The 15,839-nt window shown below is 51.7% G+C and carries 13 protein-coding genes and 1 tRNA gene; 8 read left to right on the plus strand and 6 right to left on the minus strand.

The window, feature by feature from the left end; all coding sequences use genetic code 11:
* Positions 1-306: 306 nt before the first annotated feature.
* Entirely contained in the window at positions 307-738 is a 432-nt protein-coding gene (locus PHH59_RS08890) for a hypothetical protein (protein WP_300014408.1), read from the plus strand.
* 119 nt (positions 739-857) lie between these two features.
* On the opposite strand, the gene PHH59_RS08895 is transcribed toward PHH59_RS08890, so the two are convergent.
* The 4 genes from PHH59_RS08895 to PHH59_RS08910 all read right to left on the minus strand — a co-directional run bounded on the left by PHH59_RS08895 (position 858) and on the right by PHH59_RS08910 (position 7,454).
* Positions 858-1,334 (minus strand): YchJ family protein, encoded by a 477-nt coding sequence (locus tag PHH59_RS08895; RefSeq protein ID WP_300014411.1) that lies wholly within the window; start codon positions 1,332-1,334, stop codon positions 858-860.
* Between the two features lie 22 nt (positions 1,335-1,356).
* The gene (locus PHH59_RS08900) at positions 1,357-2,286 is read right to left on the minus strand and encodes a hypothetical protein (RefSeq protein WP_300014414.1); all 930 of its coding nucleotides are present in this window, start codon (positions 2,284-2,286) and stop codon (positions 1,357-1,359) included.
* 131 nt (positions 2,287-2,417) lie between these two features.
* Positions 2,418-4,160, minus strand: coding sequence for a multicopper oxidase domain-containing protein (locus tag PHH59_RS08905; RefSeq protein ID WP_300014416.1), 1,743 nt, complete (start codon positions 4,158-4,160; stop codon positions 2,418-2,420).
* A 621-nt stretch (positions 4,161-4,781) separates the two neighbouring features.
* Positions 4,782-7,454, minus strand: a complete 2,673-nt coding sequence (locus PHH59_RS08910) for a peptidoglycan DD-metalloendopeptidase family protein (protein ID WP_300014419.1) — start codon at positions 7,452-7,454, stop codon at positions 4,782-4,784.
* 847 nt (positions 7,455-8,301) lie between these two features.
* On the opposite strand from PHH59_RS08910, the gene PHH59_RS08915 reads away from it, so the two are divergent.
* On the plus strand, positions 8,302-11,067 hold the full coding sequence (locus PHH59_RS08915) for an Hsp70 family protein (RefSeq protein ID WP_300014423.1): 2,766 nt from the start codon (positions 8,302-8,304) through the stop codon (positions 11,065-11,067).
* A 9-nt stretch (positions 11,068-11,076) separates the two neighbouring features.
* Positions 11,077-11,388 carry a hypothetical protein gene (locus PHH59_RS08920; protein ID WP_300014426.1) on the plus strand — a complete coding sequence of 104 codons (312 nt, stop codon included), beginning with the start codon at positions 11,077-11,079 and terminating at the stop codon, positions 11,386-11,388.
* Positions 11,389-11,474: 86 nt separating this feature from the next.
* Here the strand turns inward: PHH59_RS08920 and PHH59_RS08925 are convergent, their stop codons facing one another.
* A complete protein-coding gene (locus PHH59_RS08925; protein WP_300014429.1) occupies positions 11,475-12,077 on the minus strand; it encodes a peroxiredoxin C in 603 nt (200 codons plus the stop codon).
* Between the two features lie 257 nt (positions 12,078-12,334).
* Here PHH59_RS08925 and PHH59_RS08930 point away from each other — a divergent pair, with 257 nt between their 5' ends.
* Entirely contained in the window at positions 12,335-12,844 is a 510-nt protein-coding gene (locus tag PHH59_RS08930) for a hypothetical protein (RefSeq protein WP_300014432.1), read from the plus strand.
* Positions 12,845-13,067: 223 nt separating this feature from the next.
* Here PHH59_RS08930 and PHH59_RS08935 read toward each other — a convergent pair whose 3' ends face one another.
* Positions 13,068-13,919 carry a radical SAM protein gene (locus PHH59_RS08935; RefSeq protein WP_300014435.1) on the minus strand — a complete coding sequence of 284 codons (852 nt, stop codon included), beginning with the start codon at positions 13,917-13,919 and terminating at the stop codon, positions 13,068-13,070.
* A gap of 92 nt (positions 13,920-14,011) precedes the next feature.
* Between PHH59_RS08935 and nadC the strand changes: the two genes are divergently transcribed.
* The 4 genes from nadC to PHH59_RS08955 all read left to right on the plus strand — a co-directional run bounded on the left by nadC (position 14,012) and on the right by PHH59_RS08955 (position 15,750).
* Positions 14,012-14,872, plus strand: coding sequence for a carboxylating nicotinate-nucleotide diphosphorylase (gene nadC, locus PHH59_RS08940; protein ID WP_300014438.1), 861 nt, complete (start codon positions 14,012-14,014; stop codon positions 14,870-14,872).
* Complete coding sequence (locus PHH59_RS08945) at positions 14,844-15,332, plus strand: flavin reductase family protein (RefSeq protein WP_300014440.1); 489 nt, start codon at positions 14,844-14,846, stop codon at positions 15,330-15,332. The genes nadC and PHH59_RS08945 overlap by 29 nt, the downstream gene beginning before the upstream one ends.
* Positions 15,333-15,444: 112 nt before the next feature.
* A tRNA-Leu gene (locus PHH59_RS08950) sits at positions 15,445-15,531 on the plus strand.
* Positions 15,502-15,750 (plus strand): hypothetical protein, encoded by a 249-nt coding sequence (locus PHH59_RS08955; protein WP_300014443.1) that lies wholly within the window; start codon positions 15,502-15,504, stop codon positions 15,748-15,750. Before PHH59_RS08950 ends, PHH59_RS08955 begins: the two co-directional genes overlap by 30 nt.
* Positions 15,751-15,839: the final 89 nt, after the last annotated feature.

A 15,839-nucleotide genomic window follows, 5' to 3' on the forward strand; every position in this document is an offset into this window, starting at 1 on the left:
AATGTTAAATGTTAAATGTTAAATGTTAAATGTTAAATGTTAAATGTTAAATGTTAAATGTTAAATGTTAAATGTTAAATGTTAAATGTTAAATGTTAAATGTTAAATGTTAAATGTTAAATGTTACGGATACGATCATAGTTGTGACATATTTACAAAGACAAGCTGAACTAATGGATGTAAATTCTATACCGTAAATGCGTTGTCGCGTTTACACATGAAATTACATCCAGAAGATACCAACACCATCCATGTTTTCTGGAATTATTAATAAGGGTGGCTTTGAAAGTACATGAGGTAATTGATATGTTGACAATAAACAAAACTGCGTTATCAGCTCTATTGGCCATTGGTTTATTCGGTGCCGCCCAAGTCAGTATCGCGGGTTGCATTCAGGACCAATATGGTAACCAATACACGCTTACCGTAGACGGTAAACATAATTCCATCACAGGAACCGCTGTAATGGCGCAATGCAGTGGTGAGGTATGGCCGGTGATTGGCAGTAATGTGATCATCGGATCGGATAAAAACTACAATATCCAAGAAATAACTACCATTAAACCACAAGGATCAACTTCATCCTGCGTTGATTTTTTTATGTTAAAAGGCACATATCCAAGTTTTTCTTGGTACTATGGTAGCGGGTACGGTGCTCAGGCCAGCAAATTTGTTGCTTGTGGTTCTCCAACAATTGCACCTGCCGCTGGCGAAACCGGCAACGGAGCCGTCCGTTAATTTTAACGGCTTAAATATGCCGCTAACCTGAGTTAATGGCATATTTCTGTTATGTTTTGGCATTTTAAAGGTACTGGGGTGACGCAAGTGATCCCAGCACTTTTTTAATTGACCACAAACTACTTCATACAACACCGCTTAAATTTTTTGCCGCTACCACAGGGGCATAGCCCGTTCCTACTTTGGGCAAGAGGCTTTAGTGCCGTACCTTTGACTTCCCCATCCAAGTAAAACCAACGCCCCGCGAGTTTTCTGAAACGGCTAGTTTCACCCATCACCTTTTCTTCACCCTCCTGGACAAAATAAGCATTAAAACTGACAGTGCCTTTGCTATCCGTTGCCAAGCCTTTTTGGCTGCCGACAATCTCCAGCCGTACCCATTGGATAACATCATGATTGAAATCAATATTGGTAGGCCGCGTCGTGGCGTCCCAGGTCGCTAACAAATAGGCACTGTTTTGCAGATAAAAGGCGACAAAACGTGAACGCATCAAGGCTTCGGCAGTGGCAGGGATTTTTTCGCCGGAATGGAAAGGTGCGCAACACTGCGCATAAGCTAAAGTTGAACCGCAGGGACAGGGTAGGGTATGATCCATGTTCTTATTTTTACAAGCTAATTTACACAAATTCTTGTGGTGAATTATTTAAGCTTTGTTGTTGGATTGCAAAGCGGACATCAATTTTATCGCCCGCTTGCAGTAGCGCATCTTCGGGAAGCCGGAATGCAAATCCACACAGTTCATGGAAACGTTTGTTTTGGCTAGGCACATCGGGACGCGGCAAACAGGCCGTGATAGTTTGGGTCAGTGTGCCATTAACCCACAATTCCACCGCTACGGGATCTTTGTGTAAGGTTGATAATGCCCAGCCGGAGACGTGGTTGGCGGCAAGCACATCAATATAACCGACATAATCTTGGTTTTTTTTGATGGCTTTGAAATTGACCAAGGTATTGGTGTAAGTTGGCGGTGACGGTTTGATGAACACCACCGCCTCGGTGATCTGCGTGGCATCGTCCAAACCCAAAAACTCTGCTAATCCGGTGACAAATTCTTCAGGAAACAACAGGGCTTTTTCATACGAAGCAATGAAAATCGGGCGTTTGGTAAAACGCAAAAACAATAGCAACTTAAAATTTAGGGCCAGCACCTTGAACATCTCTGTCAGCAGCGAGATGTTATAGATGGTGACACGGCGGTTGGCGGTCGCATACAGGTCGCGGAGTATCACGACGTATACGGGTTGGCGGAACAAGTGCCGCCATTGCCATAAACGCAGTTTTTTTATGCCCCAGACCGGATAAGCGTTGTTGCGTTTTTGGATAATTTTTTTGGCTTGCTTTTTATCGTTACGATCTAGGCAATCAAGTAAGGCAGTATCCTGATAGCGTGAAGACAAGCCATCACCCATGTAAATACCGAGTTTCGACAACACACCAGCGACCATAGACGTGCCGCCACGGCCTATGCCCAGGACCAAAACGGTTTTTTGGGCCAAGCCGGCGGCATCACCGTTGAGTATGGAATATCCGGTATTGTTGTTGCTCATAAAGACAGGCGGGATGCTGTGGTTTGATAGGTGGCCTTGATGTTGAAAGCCCCGGCAGGTGAAGAGGGTTTTTGAAATGTTTTTAAGGATTGGCAGCCAAGGGCTTAAGCCCTTGGCTGCCGTGCAGCCGCTTATTTTCCGCTGACTTTTTTCACTAAATCTCGGGAAAAATCAATAATCAACTGACGTTTGACAATTGCCGCATAGCTTAACAAACCTAATAACAGGCCTTGCAATAATTTGCCAAATGCCGGGCTTTGTTCGACAGTTGTGCCGTTAGCATCGGTTTTGACAGGCGTAGCTTGCACGGCGACTTTGGAAGGTTGGTAATCGGCTTTCAGATCCGGCAAACCTAAGCTACGCCAGGCATCATAATCTTGCCAGATAGGGTAATTGCGTTGCCAAAAAGCCTTGGTGAAATAAGGGGCCAAGCTCATGCCGTGGGCTTTGGGTATGCCACGATCATCAAGAAAGTCTTTATAAACCACCAGGCTAATATCGCCGCCTTCGCCGTTGCCGTTAGTGGTGAAAGATTTTTCGACATGGTCATGGAACATCCAGATGCCCTGGCCGAAGCTATGCAAGCCATCGTCAACACCGCTCAATTCCAAATCTATCCGTTGCGCGGGTTCCATGCCATGCACATCGCGTTGGATATACGATGAAGGGCCGTTGTCGACACCATCATAATGGGTGATGGTGGGTTTATGTCCGTGGATGTGCAGGGCAAAGGATTCGGTGTGGCCATTCAGGACACGCAGTTTCACTTTTTTATCCTGCTCCATTTCAATCAGGGATTCGCGCAAGGTGTACGGGAAAGAACGCCCGTTGAGCATAAAATAATCATCAGTCGCATCCGTGGCGTCGTATTCCATGTTCATGTGCTTGGCGATCAAGCGCGGGTCATTCGCCGAACGGGCGACCACTTCATGCAGCTCCTTGTCGGCGCTCTGGTAATGCAAGTCATATTCGCGGCTGTATTTTTCCATAACCGCAACTGAAGGGTGGCGGACTTGCCCTGCCCCGACGTTCAACGTTTGCACCCAATTGTTCGGACGGTTTTCCTCAACGACAAAAATGCCCTGCAAACCCATAGGGATATGCGTGTGCGGCTGGACGTGGCAGTGGTAATACATCGTCCCAGGCTGGCGCGGCTTGATCACATAGGTTTTGCTCTCGCCAGGCATGGTGTCCATATTGCTGGTTTGGCCGACGCCGTCGTTGCCGCCGCCGGAATGATCCATAAACGGATGGTCGATACCGTGCAAGTGGATGGAATGCGGCAAATAATGGGTGTTTTCCAGGACTATCCAGACCGTGTCATCCTGCTCGACGCGAATGACGGGCGATGGCGCACGCAACAAGGCATTGGCTTCCGGTTCGTACAGGCTTAAAGTGGACATATCGCGGGTTTTCGGCGCATAAACCCAAAATGTCGGTTGGATGCCAGGGGCAATATCGAAAGTGGTGATAGGGGTTTTGACATCGGGGGAATGTCCGTTCAGTTCCACGACTTCCAATTTGATGATGATTTTATCAGGATCGCCATCGCCGTCCATATCGTCTGACAGCGTGATCGCATCGGCGGCAAGCTGGGTTGACATCAAGGTGTCCATCGAAACACCATTCGTGCCTTTGACAAACGCGGCAATATCGGCAGGGTTGTCTGGATTACACAAATTCGACGCCTGGATTGTTACGCCGTCAATAACCTGTTCTTTGCGCCATTCGGGTGCAGTAAAATTGGAACAGACCTCTTCCGGTTGCCCCATCTCAACTTTGGCCGTCGGCGGCAAGTCAGTGGTCGCCTGGCTCAAGGAAGCGTTAAGGAGCAACGCCGCGCCCCCGGTAAAGGTAAGAAGTTTTTTACGCATAAAATGTCCTCAAAACACACGATTGACGAAAATAAACGCCGCTAAAGTAAACGGAAAGATTGACTAACTTGCTATTTTAACGCAATAAAGCCCCCAAGTCTTTCCCATATCATTAGGACGGTAATTCCCGATTTTCTAGGCTAAAGCAATGGCTTGGGCTAAAAACCAGCAAAACTGGGCAATCACAAAGATTTTGGCCGGCTTTGCGCGGTGATAAAGCTAATTTACCGTGATTGGTACCCGCATAATGGAATGCTTATACACCTAATTTAACGGCATATCGTCAGGAGTCAATGCGCGTGGCTTTTAATTGAAGTTGGGTAAATCCCCCATAGTGCCTTTGCCGCATGAATCGCCAGGCATCCGCTTTCTCAATGACCCAGTATCAACAGCCTGTTGTGGGGAATAATGCTGCTAAGCTTTTGGAAGCGGTCTAATTTACAGGCCAAATTACCCGTCCGGCCCATCAAAAGAGGCACTTATGCTTCAAACGGTCAAGTTTTCGGTTTTTAGCCCGCGTAGGGCGCATTAGCGATAGCGTAATGAGCCGAATGATCAAAGGCCAACATGCGGTGCAATACGGCTACCGCCTATTGCACCCTACGATATGCGTCTTACGGGTTACCTGACTTGTCCCCCCCAGCAAGCCATAAAGCCGTTGGTGCGTATGCCGCAAGCGAAAACGCCGCTCGCACTCATTTGAAGAAATTTCCCGGCGGGAGGGGGGGCGGCTAGGCCGTGGTTATTGCCCCAGCAGGCCAGAGTCTTGTCCGCCTTGACGGCGCAGGTGATATACCAGTCCGCGCTGACTTGCCGGAAGGCTCCGGCTGGCGGGCGGGCTTCGTCGGAGGAGTTCCAGCCCCAGCAGGCTAGGGTGTTGTCCGCCTTCACGGCGCAAGAATGAAAGGCACCTGCACTGACCTGCCGGAAGGTTCCAGCGGGCGGGGTGGCTTCGCCGTCTTGGTTCCTGCCCCAGCAGGCCAGGGTCTTGTCCGCCTTGAGAGCGCAGGTGTGAGACTGCCCCGCACTCACTTGAAGGAATTTTCCGGCGGGCGGGGTGGCTTGGCCGTAGTAGTTCCCGCCCCAGCAGGCCAGGGTCTTGTCCGCCTTGACGGCGCAGGTGTGAGACCCTTCGTTGTTCGAATGCCCGCCCGCACTCACTTGAAGAAATTTCCCGGCGGGTGGCTTGGCTTGGCGGTAGTTATTCCTTCCCCAACAGGCCAAGGTGCTATCCGCCTTGACGGCGCAGGTATGGGCTCCGCCTGCGCTCACTTGCCGGAACACCCCGGTGGGCGGGGTGGCTTGACCGTAGTAGTTCCAGCCCCAGCAGGCCAGGGTATTGTCCACCTTGACGGCGCAGGCGTGAAAGATGCCCATTTCCACTTGCCGGAACTGCCCGGCGGGCGGGGTGGCGTCTTCCCCCCAGCAGTCCACAGTGTTGTCCGCCCTCACGGCGCAAGTATGATAGGCATACGCACTGACCTGCCGGAAAGCTCCGGTGGGTGGGGTGGCTTGGCCGTAGCCGTTAGCACCCCAGCAGGCCAGGGTGCTGTCCACCTTGAGGGCGCAGGTGTGATCATTGCCCGCGCTGACTTGCCGGAACGTCCCGGCGGGCGTGGTGGCTTTGCCGTAGGCGTTATCGCCCCAGCAGGCCAGAGTGTTGTCCGCCTTGAGAGCGCAGGTATGAAAAGCACCCGCGCCCACTTGCTGAAAAGTCCCTGGAGGCGGGGCGGCTTGGCCTTTTTCGTTGTTTCCCCAGCAGGCCACGGTGTTGTCGGCCTTGACGGCGCAGGTGTGAGCCCCCCCCGCACTCACTTGCTGGAAGGCTCCGGCAGGCGGGGTGGATTGGCCGTAATGGCGCTGCCCCCAGCAGGCCACGGTGTTGTCCGCCTTTAGGGCGCAGGTGTGGAAGTCGCCCGCGCTGACTTGCAGGAACTTTCCGGCAGGCGGGGTAGCTTGGCGATATTTGTTTTCGCCCCAGCAGGTCAGTGTATTGTCGGCCTTGAGGGCGCAGGTGTGGGTGCCGCCCGCGCTGACTTGCCGGAACGTCCCGGCGGGCGGGGTGGCTTGGCCTTTTTCGTTGTTTCCCCAGCAGGTCAGGGTGTTGTCGGCCTTTAGGGCGCAGATGTGGGCTCCGCCTGCGCTGACCTCCCGATACACCGGCAGCGTGAGGGTCTTGTCCAGGTAGCCGACGGGGTTCAGGTAGCCGTGGCTGTTGGGGGTGGTGGGCGGCGATGCGGCATTGCCGACGTAGCGGAAACAGGTCCCGGCTTTGGCGTTCAAGGGGTCGGTGGCACAGTCTTGGCTCTGGTTGCCTGAGCCAAACGGGTTGCCGGGGATCGCCTTGGCCTTCATTTCCAGATGCAGGTGCGGGGCAAAGGTGTCGGCATTGCCGTTGCCGGAACCGCCGATGACGCCCAGGGTCTGGCCTTGGGCGACCTGCGTGCCTGCGGTGATGGCGGCGTCGATGCTGGCGAGGTGCGAGTAGCTGCTGTAGACAACGGCGCAGTGGGGGCCAGGCAGGACATGGCGCAGAATGACGTTGTTGCCCATGCTGTGGTCTTGCGGGTTCAGGGTTTCCACGCGCACCACGATGCCCAGGGCGATGGCGGTGGCCTCGCCGCTGCCGGAGAAATTCATGCCGGTGTGGCGTTGCCCGGGTTGCAGGCAGGTGAGGCCGCTGTAGTCGCATTCGGCGTCCACCGCCCGCGCGGGGCGGGTGGCGGCACCGAACACGGTTTGCACGGGGCAGTTGATTGGGGCGGTGGAAGCTACGCTAATGCCTTGGGCGGCAGCCTCGACCCGCAAGCGACCGTCGCCGTTTGCCATCACCCGCTCCGGCGGTTGCCGCCAGTCCATCTCAAAGCCAACCGCCGTTTCCTGGATAGCGGCGGTGTGGTCAGCCAGAGCCGCCTGCAACGCCCCGCTGATGTCCTCGTCCTGCCAAACCCAGGCGGTCACTTCGCCGAAACCCAAGCCGTCCTGATGTGCAGGCCTTGCCCCGTGCGCGTCACCGTCACCCCCACGGCGCGGCTGACCGCCCCCTCCACCCGCACCGCCGATGGCGCGGCGGCAGGCGGCGAGGCCGTCAGTGCCTCGCCCAGGCCCGGCAGCAAGGCCAATATCAATATCGGCAGCAGCCGACAATACTTGTTCTTTTTCATGGTTTGTTTCCTCATCAACTAAAAAACTTCGGAAAAAGGCGGCGGCAAACGGCGTCCCGCGAGGGATCGGATCTGTAGCCGCACACGGGTTGACGGCATTGCCGTCAAAATAAATGCGTGGGTCGGGCAAGCTGGCTGGAACAGACCGGAACGGGTTTGTTCCAACAGTAGGCGCCTTAAGCGGCCCGTTCCGTCAGGTTTTAATGGCTTGTCGGTATCTTGAAACGTTCAGAACGGAGTTGCAAAACCCCGCCCCGCTCCGGTTGCGGTCAAGATGACCGCGCTCCCTCACAGGCTTTAATGGTTTGTCGGCATCTTGAAAGTTTTAGGACGGGCCTTGCAAAACCCCGTCCTGCCCAAGTTAAAGACAACCCTGTTTCGTAATGCTTATATCAACAAGTATAGTCCTCACAAAACGCATTGATGATGAAAGACTCACATTTTTAAAATAAATGCAAGATTATTTTTAGGTTGGATGAGTTGTTTAGGGTTTGGTTGAAAATAATCTGCCGAATTATTGTTCCCACGCAGAGCGTCACTGCCCACAGTTAAGAGTTTAATTTAATTAAAAAAATGTAATCGTAACCGCATGAATATTAATATTTATTCCTTAACTGTGGGCAGTGGACGTTCTGCGTGGGAATCATTAGCGGAAGTTATTTTTTGCCATATCCTTAGTCCTGCAATCTCGCAGGTAAGTAGGGTGAAAAAGTTTTTTAACATTGATTTTCACAGAACAAACGTCCACTGTTTTCACTACAATATTGAGGAAGCATCGTCATTCCGGCAGGGATTGCCGGAATGACAGCTTCTCTTAAAATGTTAAAAAATATATGCACAACTACTTATGTAGCGATAGCGGAATACGGATGATTTTGCTGGCGAACCAGCTTGGCGACAAAAACCAACTTGCAAAATACCCATTGCTATGTAATAAACCTAAAAGCCCCCCTTCACTTTTAGAACCATTACAAACTGTGCAAAATCCAGCTTCAACTTATCTAGTCGGCATCGACTTGGGGACCACCCACACCGTGGTTGCCTATTCCCGCATCAGCACCGAAGCCGACCATAAAACCGCCGACATCCAGATTTTTCCCATCGAACAACTCATTGCACCGGGGCAGGTGGCGGCCAGGCCGTTGCTGCCGTCGGTGCGTTACCATCCGGCTGAAGGCGAATTGTCGGCGGCAGATGTCAGTTTTTCACCCGCCGGGGAAGACGCTGTGATAGGCGAGGCGGCGCGGGTGTTGGGCGCAAAAACCAAGGGCCGCTTCGTCACCAGTGCGAAAAGCTGGTTGTCGCATCCGTCGGTGGACCATAGCGCGGAGATTTTGCCGTGGGGCAGTGGCGAGGACATCACCAAAGTCTCGCCGATTGATGCCAGCGCCAGTTATTTGCAACATATCCGCACGGTCTGGCGGCATAAATTCCCTGACGCACCTTTGGAGCAACAAGACATCGTCATCACCGTGCCGGCGTCATTCGATGAAGCGGCGCGGTCGTTGACTTTGGAAGCGGCGAAAATCGCTGGGTTAAATCAAGTGCGTTTGCTGGAAGAGCCGCAAGCGGTGTGTTACGACTGGTTGCACCGCCATGCGGGAAAACTGCAACAAATTTTGGCGGATGTGCATTTGTTGCTGGTCTGCGATGTCGGTGGCGGTACGACCGATTTGACCCTGATTAAAGTCGAGCAAGGCACTAACGAGCCTAAATTGACCCGCATCGGCGTGGGCGATCATCTGATGCTGGGCGGCGACAATATCGACCTGGCCTTGGCGCATTTGGCGGAAAGCCGTTTGGGTTCTGCGGACAAGCGTTTGTCGGCGGCGGATTTTTCGCAATTGATCGAGCAATGCCGCATCGCCAAAGAACGTTTGCTGGCGGAAGACGCTCCAGAGCAAGTCAACGTCACTTTGTTGGGCGGCGGTTCCAAGTTGATTGGCAGTTCGCGTTCGGCTATCTTGGCCCGCGAGGAAGCCAGGACGATTGCGCTAGATGGTTTTTTCCCGATCTCCGGCTTGCACGATTTGCCCGACCGCAGACGTAGCGGCGTGGTCGAATTTGGCTTGCCTTATGCCGCCGAACCCGCCGTTAGCAAGCATATCGCGGCGTTTTTGAAGCAGCATAAAGTCGCCGCGCAAGAGGCGCTGGGCGGTGCGGGTGTTGTGCCGGACGCGTTATTGCTGAACGGCGGCGTGTTCCGTAGCCAACCGATCACCCAACGTTTATTGGCGCTGTTGGCTTCGTGGCGCGAACAAGCCCCCGTGTTGCTGGACAACCAGCATCCTGAACTCGCCGTGGCATTTGGCGCGGTCAGTTATGCGGTGGCCCGACGCGAGAAAAAACTGAAAATCGGTGGCGGCGCAGCGCGGAGTTATTTCTTGCTGGTGGACACCGATGACCAGCAACAAGGCGTGTGCATCTTGCCGAAAGGCAGCGAGGAAGGCGATGAAGTCATTTTAAAAGACCGCCAATTCGCGTTGCGCTTGGGTGTGCCGGTGCGTTTCCATTTGGCTTCGACCACGGGCGACAACGGGTTCAAGCCCGGCGATGTCGCCAATATCACCGATGATTTCCATTCGTTGCCGCCGCTCGCCGTGGCTTTACAAAATGATGGCGATGCGCCGGCTAGCGAAGTGGTCGTGCAATTGGCGGTCACGCAAACTGAAGTCGGCACCTTGAAAATCCAATGCGTCGCTGTCGATAATCCTCTGCAACGCTGGGATGTGGAATTTCAAATCCGCAAAAACAATCGTGCTTCGGCGCAAGCGGATGTGGCCTTGTCTGGCGACAAAATGCAGCGGCTGGAAGAAAAAATCCTAACCATTTACGGTACAAAATCCAAACAAGTCGATCCCAAAGCCGTGAAAAGCCTACGCGCCGATTTGGAAAAAATTGTCGGCAGCCCGCGTCCTGAATGGGTGACGCCGTTGCTCCGCGCCTTGTTTACGATGTTGCTGGAGGGGGGCAAATATCACCGCCGTTCGGAAAATCACGAGCGTATTTGGTTGAGTTTGATCGGTTTTTGTCTGCGGCCTGGGTTTGGCTATCCGCTGGATGACTGGCGGGTCGGGCAATTGTGGAGGCAATATCCGCAAGGCATCCAGTTTGTCAACGAAATCCAGAATTGGACGGAGTGGTGGACGCTGTGGCGGCGCATTGCAGGCGGCCTGGACGGCGCCGCGCAAGAGCGGTTGTTTTCTGACATCAGCAAATACCTCAATCCCGCTTCGGCGCGGCAACCTAATGTCGCCAAGCAACTGAAAACACGCGGTTATGAAGAGATTGTACGCTTGGCGGCGGTGTTGGAACGCTTGCCCGTGGCACAAAAAATCCAATTGGGCGAATGGTTGTTACAACGCCTGCAAAAAGCCGGTGAACCTGACCAATCCTGGTGGGCGGTAGGCCGCATCGGCGCACGGGTTCCGTGCCACGGTAGCAGCCACAATGTCATCCCGCCAGAAACGGTCTCAATTTGGCTGTTGCGCATGATGCAGGAGGATTGGAAAAAATCCCCGCCTATCGGCTTTGCCTCTGCTTTGATTGCGCGGATGAGCGGCGACCGTAGCCGTGATATTGATGAGGATTTGCGGGTGCAGATCAGCAGTAAATTGCGGCTTAGCAAAGCCCCTGCCTCATGGGTGGAATTGATTGAGGAAGTTAAGGAATTGGATGAGAAGGACGAAAAGCAGATTTTCGGGGAAGCTTTGCCGCCTGGGTTGAAGTTGATCAAAAATTAGGATGACCGTATGTTTGATTCGCTACCACTTCATGATGCAATACTGAATTCTATAAATGTCGATTGGAAAGGGGGGATTTGTGTTTTCCAATTAGAAACATTTGTTGAGAAAAATTGCCTGCTTGTCTTCAATGGTCTTTCCCAAATCAACATACCAAGGCATGAACCATGGGGGGCATCCATTTCTGTCAACTCATTACGCCAAGTGGGAAACAGTAAGTTCGAAATCGAAATTCAATCAGGTGACGTTATTAGTATTTTTGCAACGGATTGGGCGTTTCATGGTGTACGCCCGGCGTATGTGGCAAATGGAAAAAATTGAAAGAAATTCTGACGCAGACCAATAAAAAAGGCGCGTTGCCGAAACAACGCGCCTTGTTATTTTTAGCTAGGTTTAGCTAAAAATGCTTACAGTTTGTCAGCGTTTTTGTCCAGATACTCAGCGACTCCGGCTGGGCTGGCGTTCATGCCGGCATCGCCTTTAGTCCAACCGGCCGGGCAAACTTCGCCGTGTTCTTCGTGGAATTGCAATGCGTCAACCATGCGTAACAATTCGTCCATGTTACGGCCTAATGGCAGGTCGTTGACGACTTGGTAACGCACCACGCCGCTACGGTCAATCAAGAAAGTGCCACGGTAAGCAACGGCAGCGGCGGCTTCGACATCGTAAGCTTTACAAATGCCATGTGACAAATCAGCCGCCATTGTGTAACGGACGGGGCCGATACCGCCTTTGTTGATAGGGGTGTTGCGCCATGCGTTGTGGGTAAAGTGTGAATCAATTGATACGGCGATCACTTCCACGCCACGGCTTTTGAATTCGTCCATGCGGTGATCCAATGCGATCAACTCGCTAGGGCAGACGAAAGTGAAATCTAATGGGTAGAAAAATACTACGGCATATTTGCCGCTAGTCGTTTCAGAGAAGCTGAAAGAATCAACTATTTGACCATCGCCTAATACGGCAGGAACTGTAAAATCAGGGGCTTGCTTACCAACTAATACGCTCATTGACTATCTCCAAGATATTGAAAAATAAAGTGTTATTGGGTTTTATCAGCCACTATGCCAGTGGAGTGGCGCTTATTCTACACTAGATTAGTCAGGAATTGTCTAGTGCTATTATTTTTTTGCTTGCATTTGCAGTGTCTTTAGCGATAATTATTACAGCTAAATTACAAATTGGTTGACGATTTTTTAAAACTACAGGCTGATGGCGGCATAACCTTGCCGCTAACGGCATACTATTCTTGGGGAAGGGTATTTCCATGGAAAAAAACAAACATATTACAGAACCCGACGTATTCGGTTATCAAGTGCGGATTGTCAGGCGTGGCAAAGAGAGCAGCCGTTATTTTTCGCATAAGCTTTGGGGCAACCGGAATAAATCCTTGCAGGCCGCCATCACTTGGCGCGACCAGATGCTGGTGGTGTTGAAAGGCAGCAAAACCCGCTTTTTGAAACCGCCTAAAAACAAAACCACGACGGGCTTGACTGGCGTATCCAGAACCATCAAATTTGACCATCGCAAAGACAAAAGCTATTTATGCTATACGGTATTCTGGGTCTGCAATGGCAAGGCACGCAACAAAACTTTCCAGGTGGGCAATGTCGAACGGGTTACCGCCGATGATGAACTGCACGCTTTCCGCACCGCGCGTTTGTTCAGAAGCTGTTACGAATACGCCATAGATAATGATTTGGAATTCCATGACGAAAAATTCTTAGGCTGGAAAAAAACGCGGATTTACGAAGATGAAAATTTGGATGTAGTTTAAGTTTTTCGCTTAAACCAAGTTGGTGGGCAAGGATTCGCCCATTCTTCCCTGCTTAGGATTTGGCTAAAAATAACTTCCTTGAACCATTCTTGAAACCCTAGACCTGACAGGTTTCAAAAACCTGTCAGGTCTTAATATCGGGAAGTTATTAATGGCCAAATCCTTATCTGTGACAAGCTTATCCCTTAATCAATAGGGATTGCCTGCATTGCGGATCACCGCTTCAAACGCTCACCGAAACGTCAAGCCCCAGTGCCCTGATTTCAGCGGCAAATGCCTCCATCGTTTCTGCGGGTAGCTTTGCCAACTGCCCGGCTTCCGGTTGCGCTGACGGCCTGGCTATGGTGTACAGCATAATCCTATGTACATTACTGTGGTTTTTAATCTGTTTTAAAATTTCCAGATAAGCTAATTTTTCGCTATCGGGCAAACCACGGCCTGCAAAATCAAACAGACAGGTTTGCAGTTTGGTTGGACAGAGCTGGCTGGCAATCAGCAAATTTTCCACCGCCGCCAGGCAGCTTTGGCTGGAGTTATTGACCAGCTTCCGGCCTGCTTCCGTTGCACTGTCAAACTTAAACCAAACTTGCCCGTGGTAATCGTTCAATATCTTCAAACCCTCTTGTACCCTGGGTAGATGGATCAAGCTACCGTTCGTGATCAACACATAATCGCTGGCAGGAAATACGCCCGCCTCCGTAGCAATCTGCCCAATCAAACCGACCGCCCGCGCAAAGTCTTTTAGCGTAGTTGGCTCGCCATTGCCGGCGATGGCAATGTCCTTAATCACCCGTTTGTCTGCATCCACCCCAAAACGGTCATAGAAATCGCCGTGTAGCACATCGTCAAGAAACAGGCGCAATTCCTTAGCCAGCAAGTCAAAATCAATGGGCGGAGCCGCGCCGATAGTCAAATTAGGCACTTGGCAATAAACGCAACGCCAATTGCAGGTATTATTGGTGTTGAAGTTGATGCCGATAGACAAGCCGCCCGCACGTCTGGACAGCACGGGATAGATGTAGGTTAAGCCGATCACGTCGGAGCGGTGGTTATTGACTGATAATTTTGAACCCATGTATTCTGCTTAGTAGTGGCTTTTTAACCGTGTTATTCTACGGCTTTATGACCGTTTGATTTGACTTTTTTGAACACCTTAAAATAAATACTATGCCCAATTTTGTAGCAACTGCCGAAATACAAGTTTTTCTCGATGAAGACATCGGTTCCGGCGACATCACCGCAACGATAATTCCTGAAAGCATGTCGGCACAAGCCCAAGTCATCACCCGTGAAACGATGGTGGTTTGTGGACAAGCCTGGTTTAACGCCGTATTTACCGCGCTGGATGCCAATGTCAAGATCATCTGGCAAGTGGCGGAGGGCGATAGGGTCAACGCCGACACCCTATTATGCACCCTGGCTGGCAACGCCCGGGCCTTATTGACGGGTGAGCGCACCGCCTTAAATCTCCTGCAAACCTTATCGGCCACCGCCACCATTGCCAGACAATACGCCGATGCGGTGGCAGGTACGGGTTGCAAGGTGCTGGATACCCGCAAGACCTTGCCTGGACTGAGAAAAGCCCAAAAATATGCTGTCGCTTGTGGGGGTTGCCACAATCATAGGATGGGCTTGTATGATGGCGTGTTGATCAAAGAAAACCATATCATCGCCGCCGGTTCCATCACCAAAGCCGTGCAAGCGGCGCGGGCGCATCCGACCGCTCCGGTCGAAATCGAAGTGGAATCCTTGCAAGAGTTGACCGAAGCACTGGCTGCCAATCCTGAGCGCGTCATGCTCGACAATTTTACAGTAGACGATTTGCAAACCGCCGTTGCCCTAACCGCTGGGACCGTCGAACTGGAAGCGTCCGGCAATATCAATCTCACAAATATCCGCCGCATCGCCGAAACAGGCGTGGATTACATTTCCATCGGTGCGTTGACCAAAAACCTGCAAGCTATTGATTTATCAATGCGTATCCAATTGGTACAAGAACATGATGACACAATTACCAGAGCTGTTTAAGAATATCAACACGGGGGTCTATATTATTGGTGTCAGTGACGGTGGGCATCACCACGCCTTCACTGCCGCGTGGGTGATGCAAGTCTCCTTCAACCCGCCGTTGCTGGCAATCAGCATCAACCCGCACAATTATTCCTACCAACTTCTACAAGCGGGCGGCATCTGCACCGTAAACGTGTTGGGCCAGGAACAACTGGCTATCGCCGGCCATTTTGGGCGCAATGATATAGCCGACAAAATGGCGGGGTTTGTCTGGCAACAAGACTGCACCGGCGCACCGATCTTAGCCACGGGTTTGGCCTATTTCGATTGCCGGATCAGCCATTATGCCGATGCAGGCGACCATAAAATCGCCATCTGCGAAGTACTGGCGGCAAACAAACTGCGTGACGGCAAACCCATGCTGTATGTGCAGACAGGTGAAATGGACGGTAGCAGCCAGCTTTATGCAAAGGATTAAAATAAGCCATTGAAGCGTCAATAAATCTTAGTTGGCTATATTCAGGCAAGCAGATTGACAAAGTCCGGCGGTATCAGTATAGTGCGCCCTCAATCGCTTTACTGCATTCTCTGCCGAGGTGGTGAAACTGGTAGACACGCTAGCTTCAGGTGCTAGTGGGCGTAAGCTCGTGAAGGTTCAAGTCCTTTTCTCGGTACCACGGAATAAAAAAGCGCAAAAAATTCGAAACCCGCAAGCTGTTTGGCTTAGCGGGTTTTTTATTGTCCAGCGAAAACTCAATAAAGACACGGACTACAGGGCGGCTAAACTTAAAGACAAGTATTACACCAGCAGCTATGGCGGCGGGCTGACCTTATTAGTGAAATCCAACGGAGTTAAGCCGCCACTTGTAAGCCTTGTTATTTTAGCCAAATCCTAAGGCGATTTCGGCTACGCTTTGCGCCCAGGCGATGAAGCATCCGGCGCGATCCGTAAAACGGGAATTCTTCCAGCTAAGATCAGGAATAT

Source organism: Methylovulum sp., assembly GCF_028687615.1.
Classification (GTDB): Bacteria; Pseudomonadota; Gammaproteobacteria; order Methylococcales; family Methylomonadaceae; genus Methylovulum.

Coding starts and splice junctions, on each gene's coding strand:
- PHH59_RS08925 (WP_300014429.1), bottom strand. CDS start 12,077: ATGAGCGTATTAGTTGGTAAGCAAGCCCCTGATTTTACAGTTCCTGCC.
- nadC (WP_300014438.1), top strand. CDS start 14,012: ATGCCCAATTTTGTAGCAACTGCCGAAATACAAGTTTTTCTCGATGAA.
- PHH59_RS08920 (WP_300014426.1), top strand. CDS start 11,077: ATGTTTGATTCGCTACCACTTCATGATGCAATACTGAATTCTATAAAT.
- PHH59_RS08930 (WP_300014432.1), top strand. CDS start 12,335: ATGGAAAAAAACAAACATATTACAGAACCCGACGTATTCGGTTATCAA.
- PHH59_RS08895 (WP_300014411.1), bottom strand. CDS start 1,334: ATGGATCATACCCTACCCTGTCCCTGCGGTTCAACTTTAGCTTATGCG.
- PHH59_RS08900 (WP_300014414.1), bottom strand. CDS start 2,286: ATGAGCAACAACAATACCGGATATTCCATACTCAACGGTGATGCCGCC.
- PHH59_RS08945 (WP_300014440.1), top strand. CDS start 14,844: ATGATGACACAATTACCAGAGCTGTTTAAGAATATCAACACGGGGGTC.
- PHH59_RS08890 (WP_300014408.1), top strand. CDS start 307: ATGTTGACAATAAACAAAACTGCGTTATCAGCTCTATTGGCCATTGGT.
- PHH59_RS08935 (WP_300014435.1), bottom strand. CDS start 13,919: ATGGGTTCAAAATTATCAGTCAATAACCACCGCTCCGACGTGATCGGC.
- PHH59_RS08905 (WP_300014416.1), bottom strand. CDS start 4,160: ATGCGTAAAAAACTTCTTACCTTTACCGGGGGCGCGGCGTTGCTCCTT.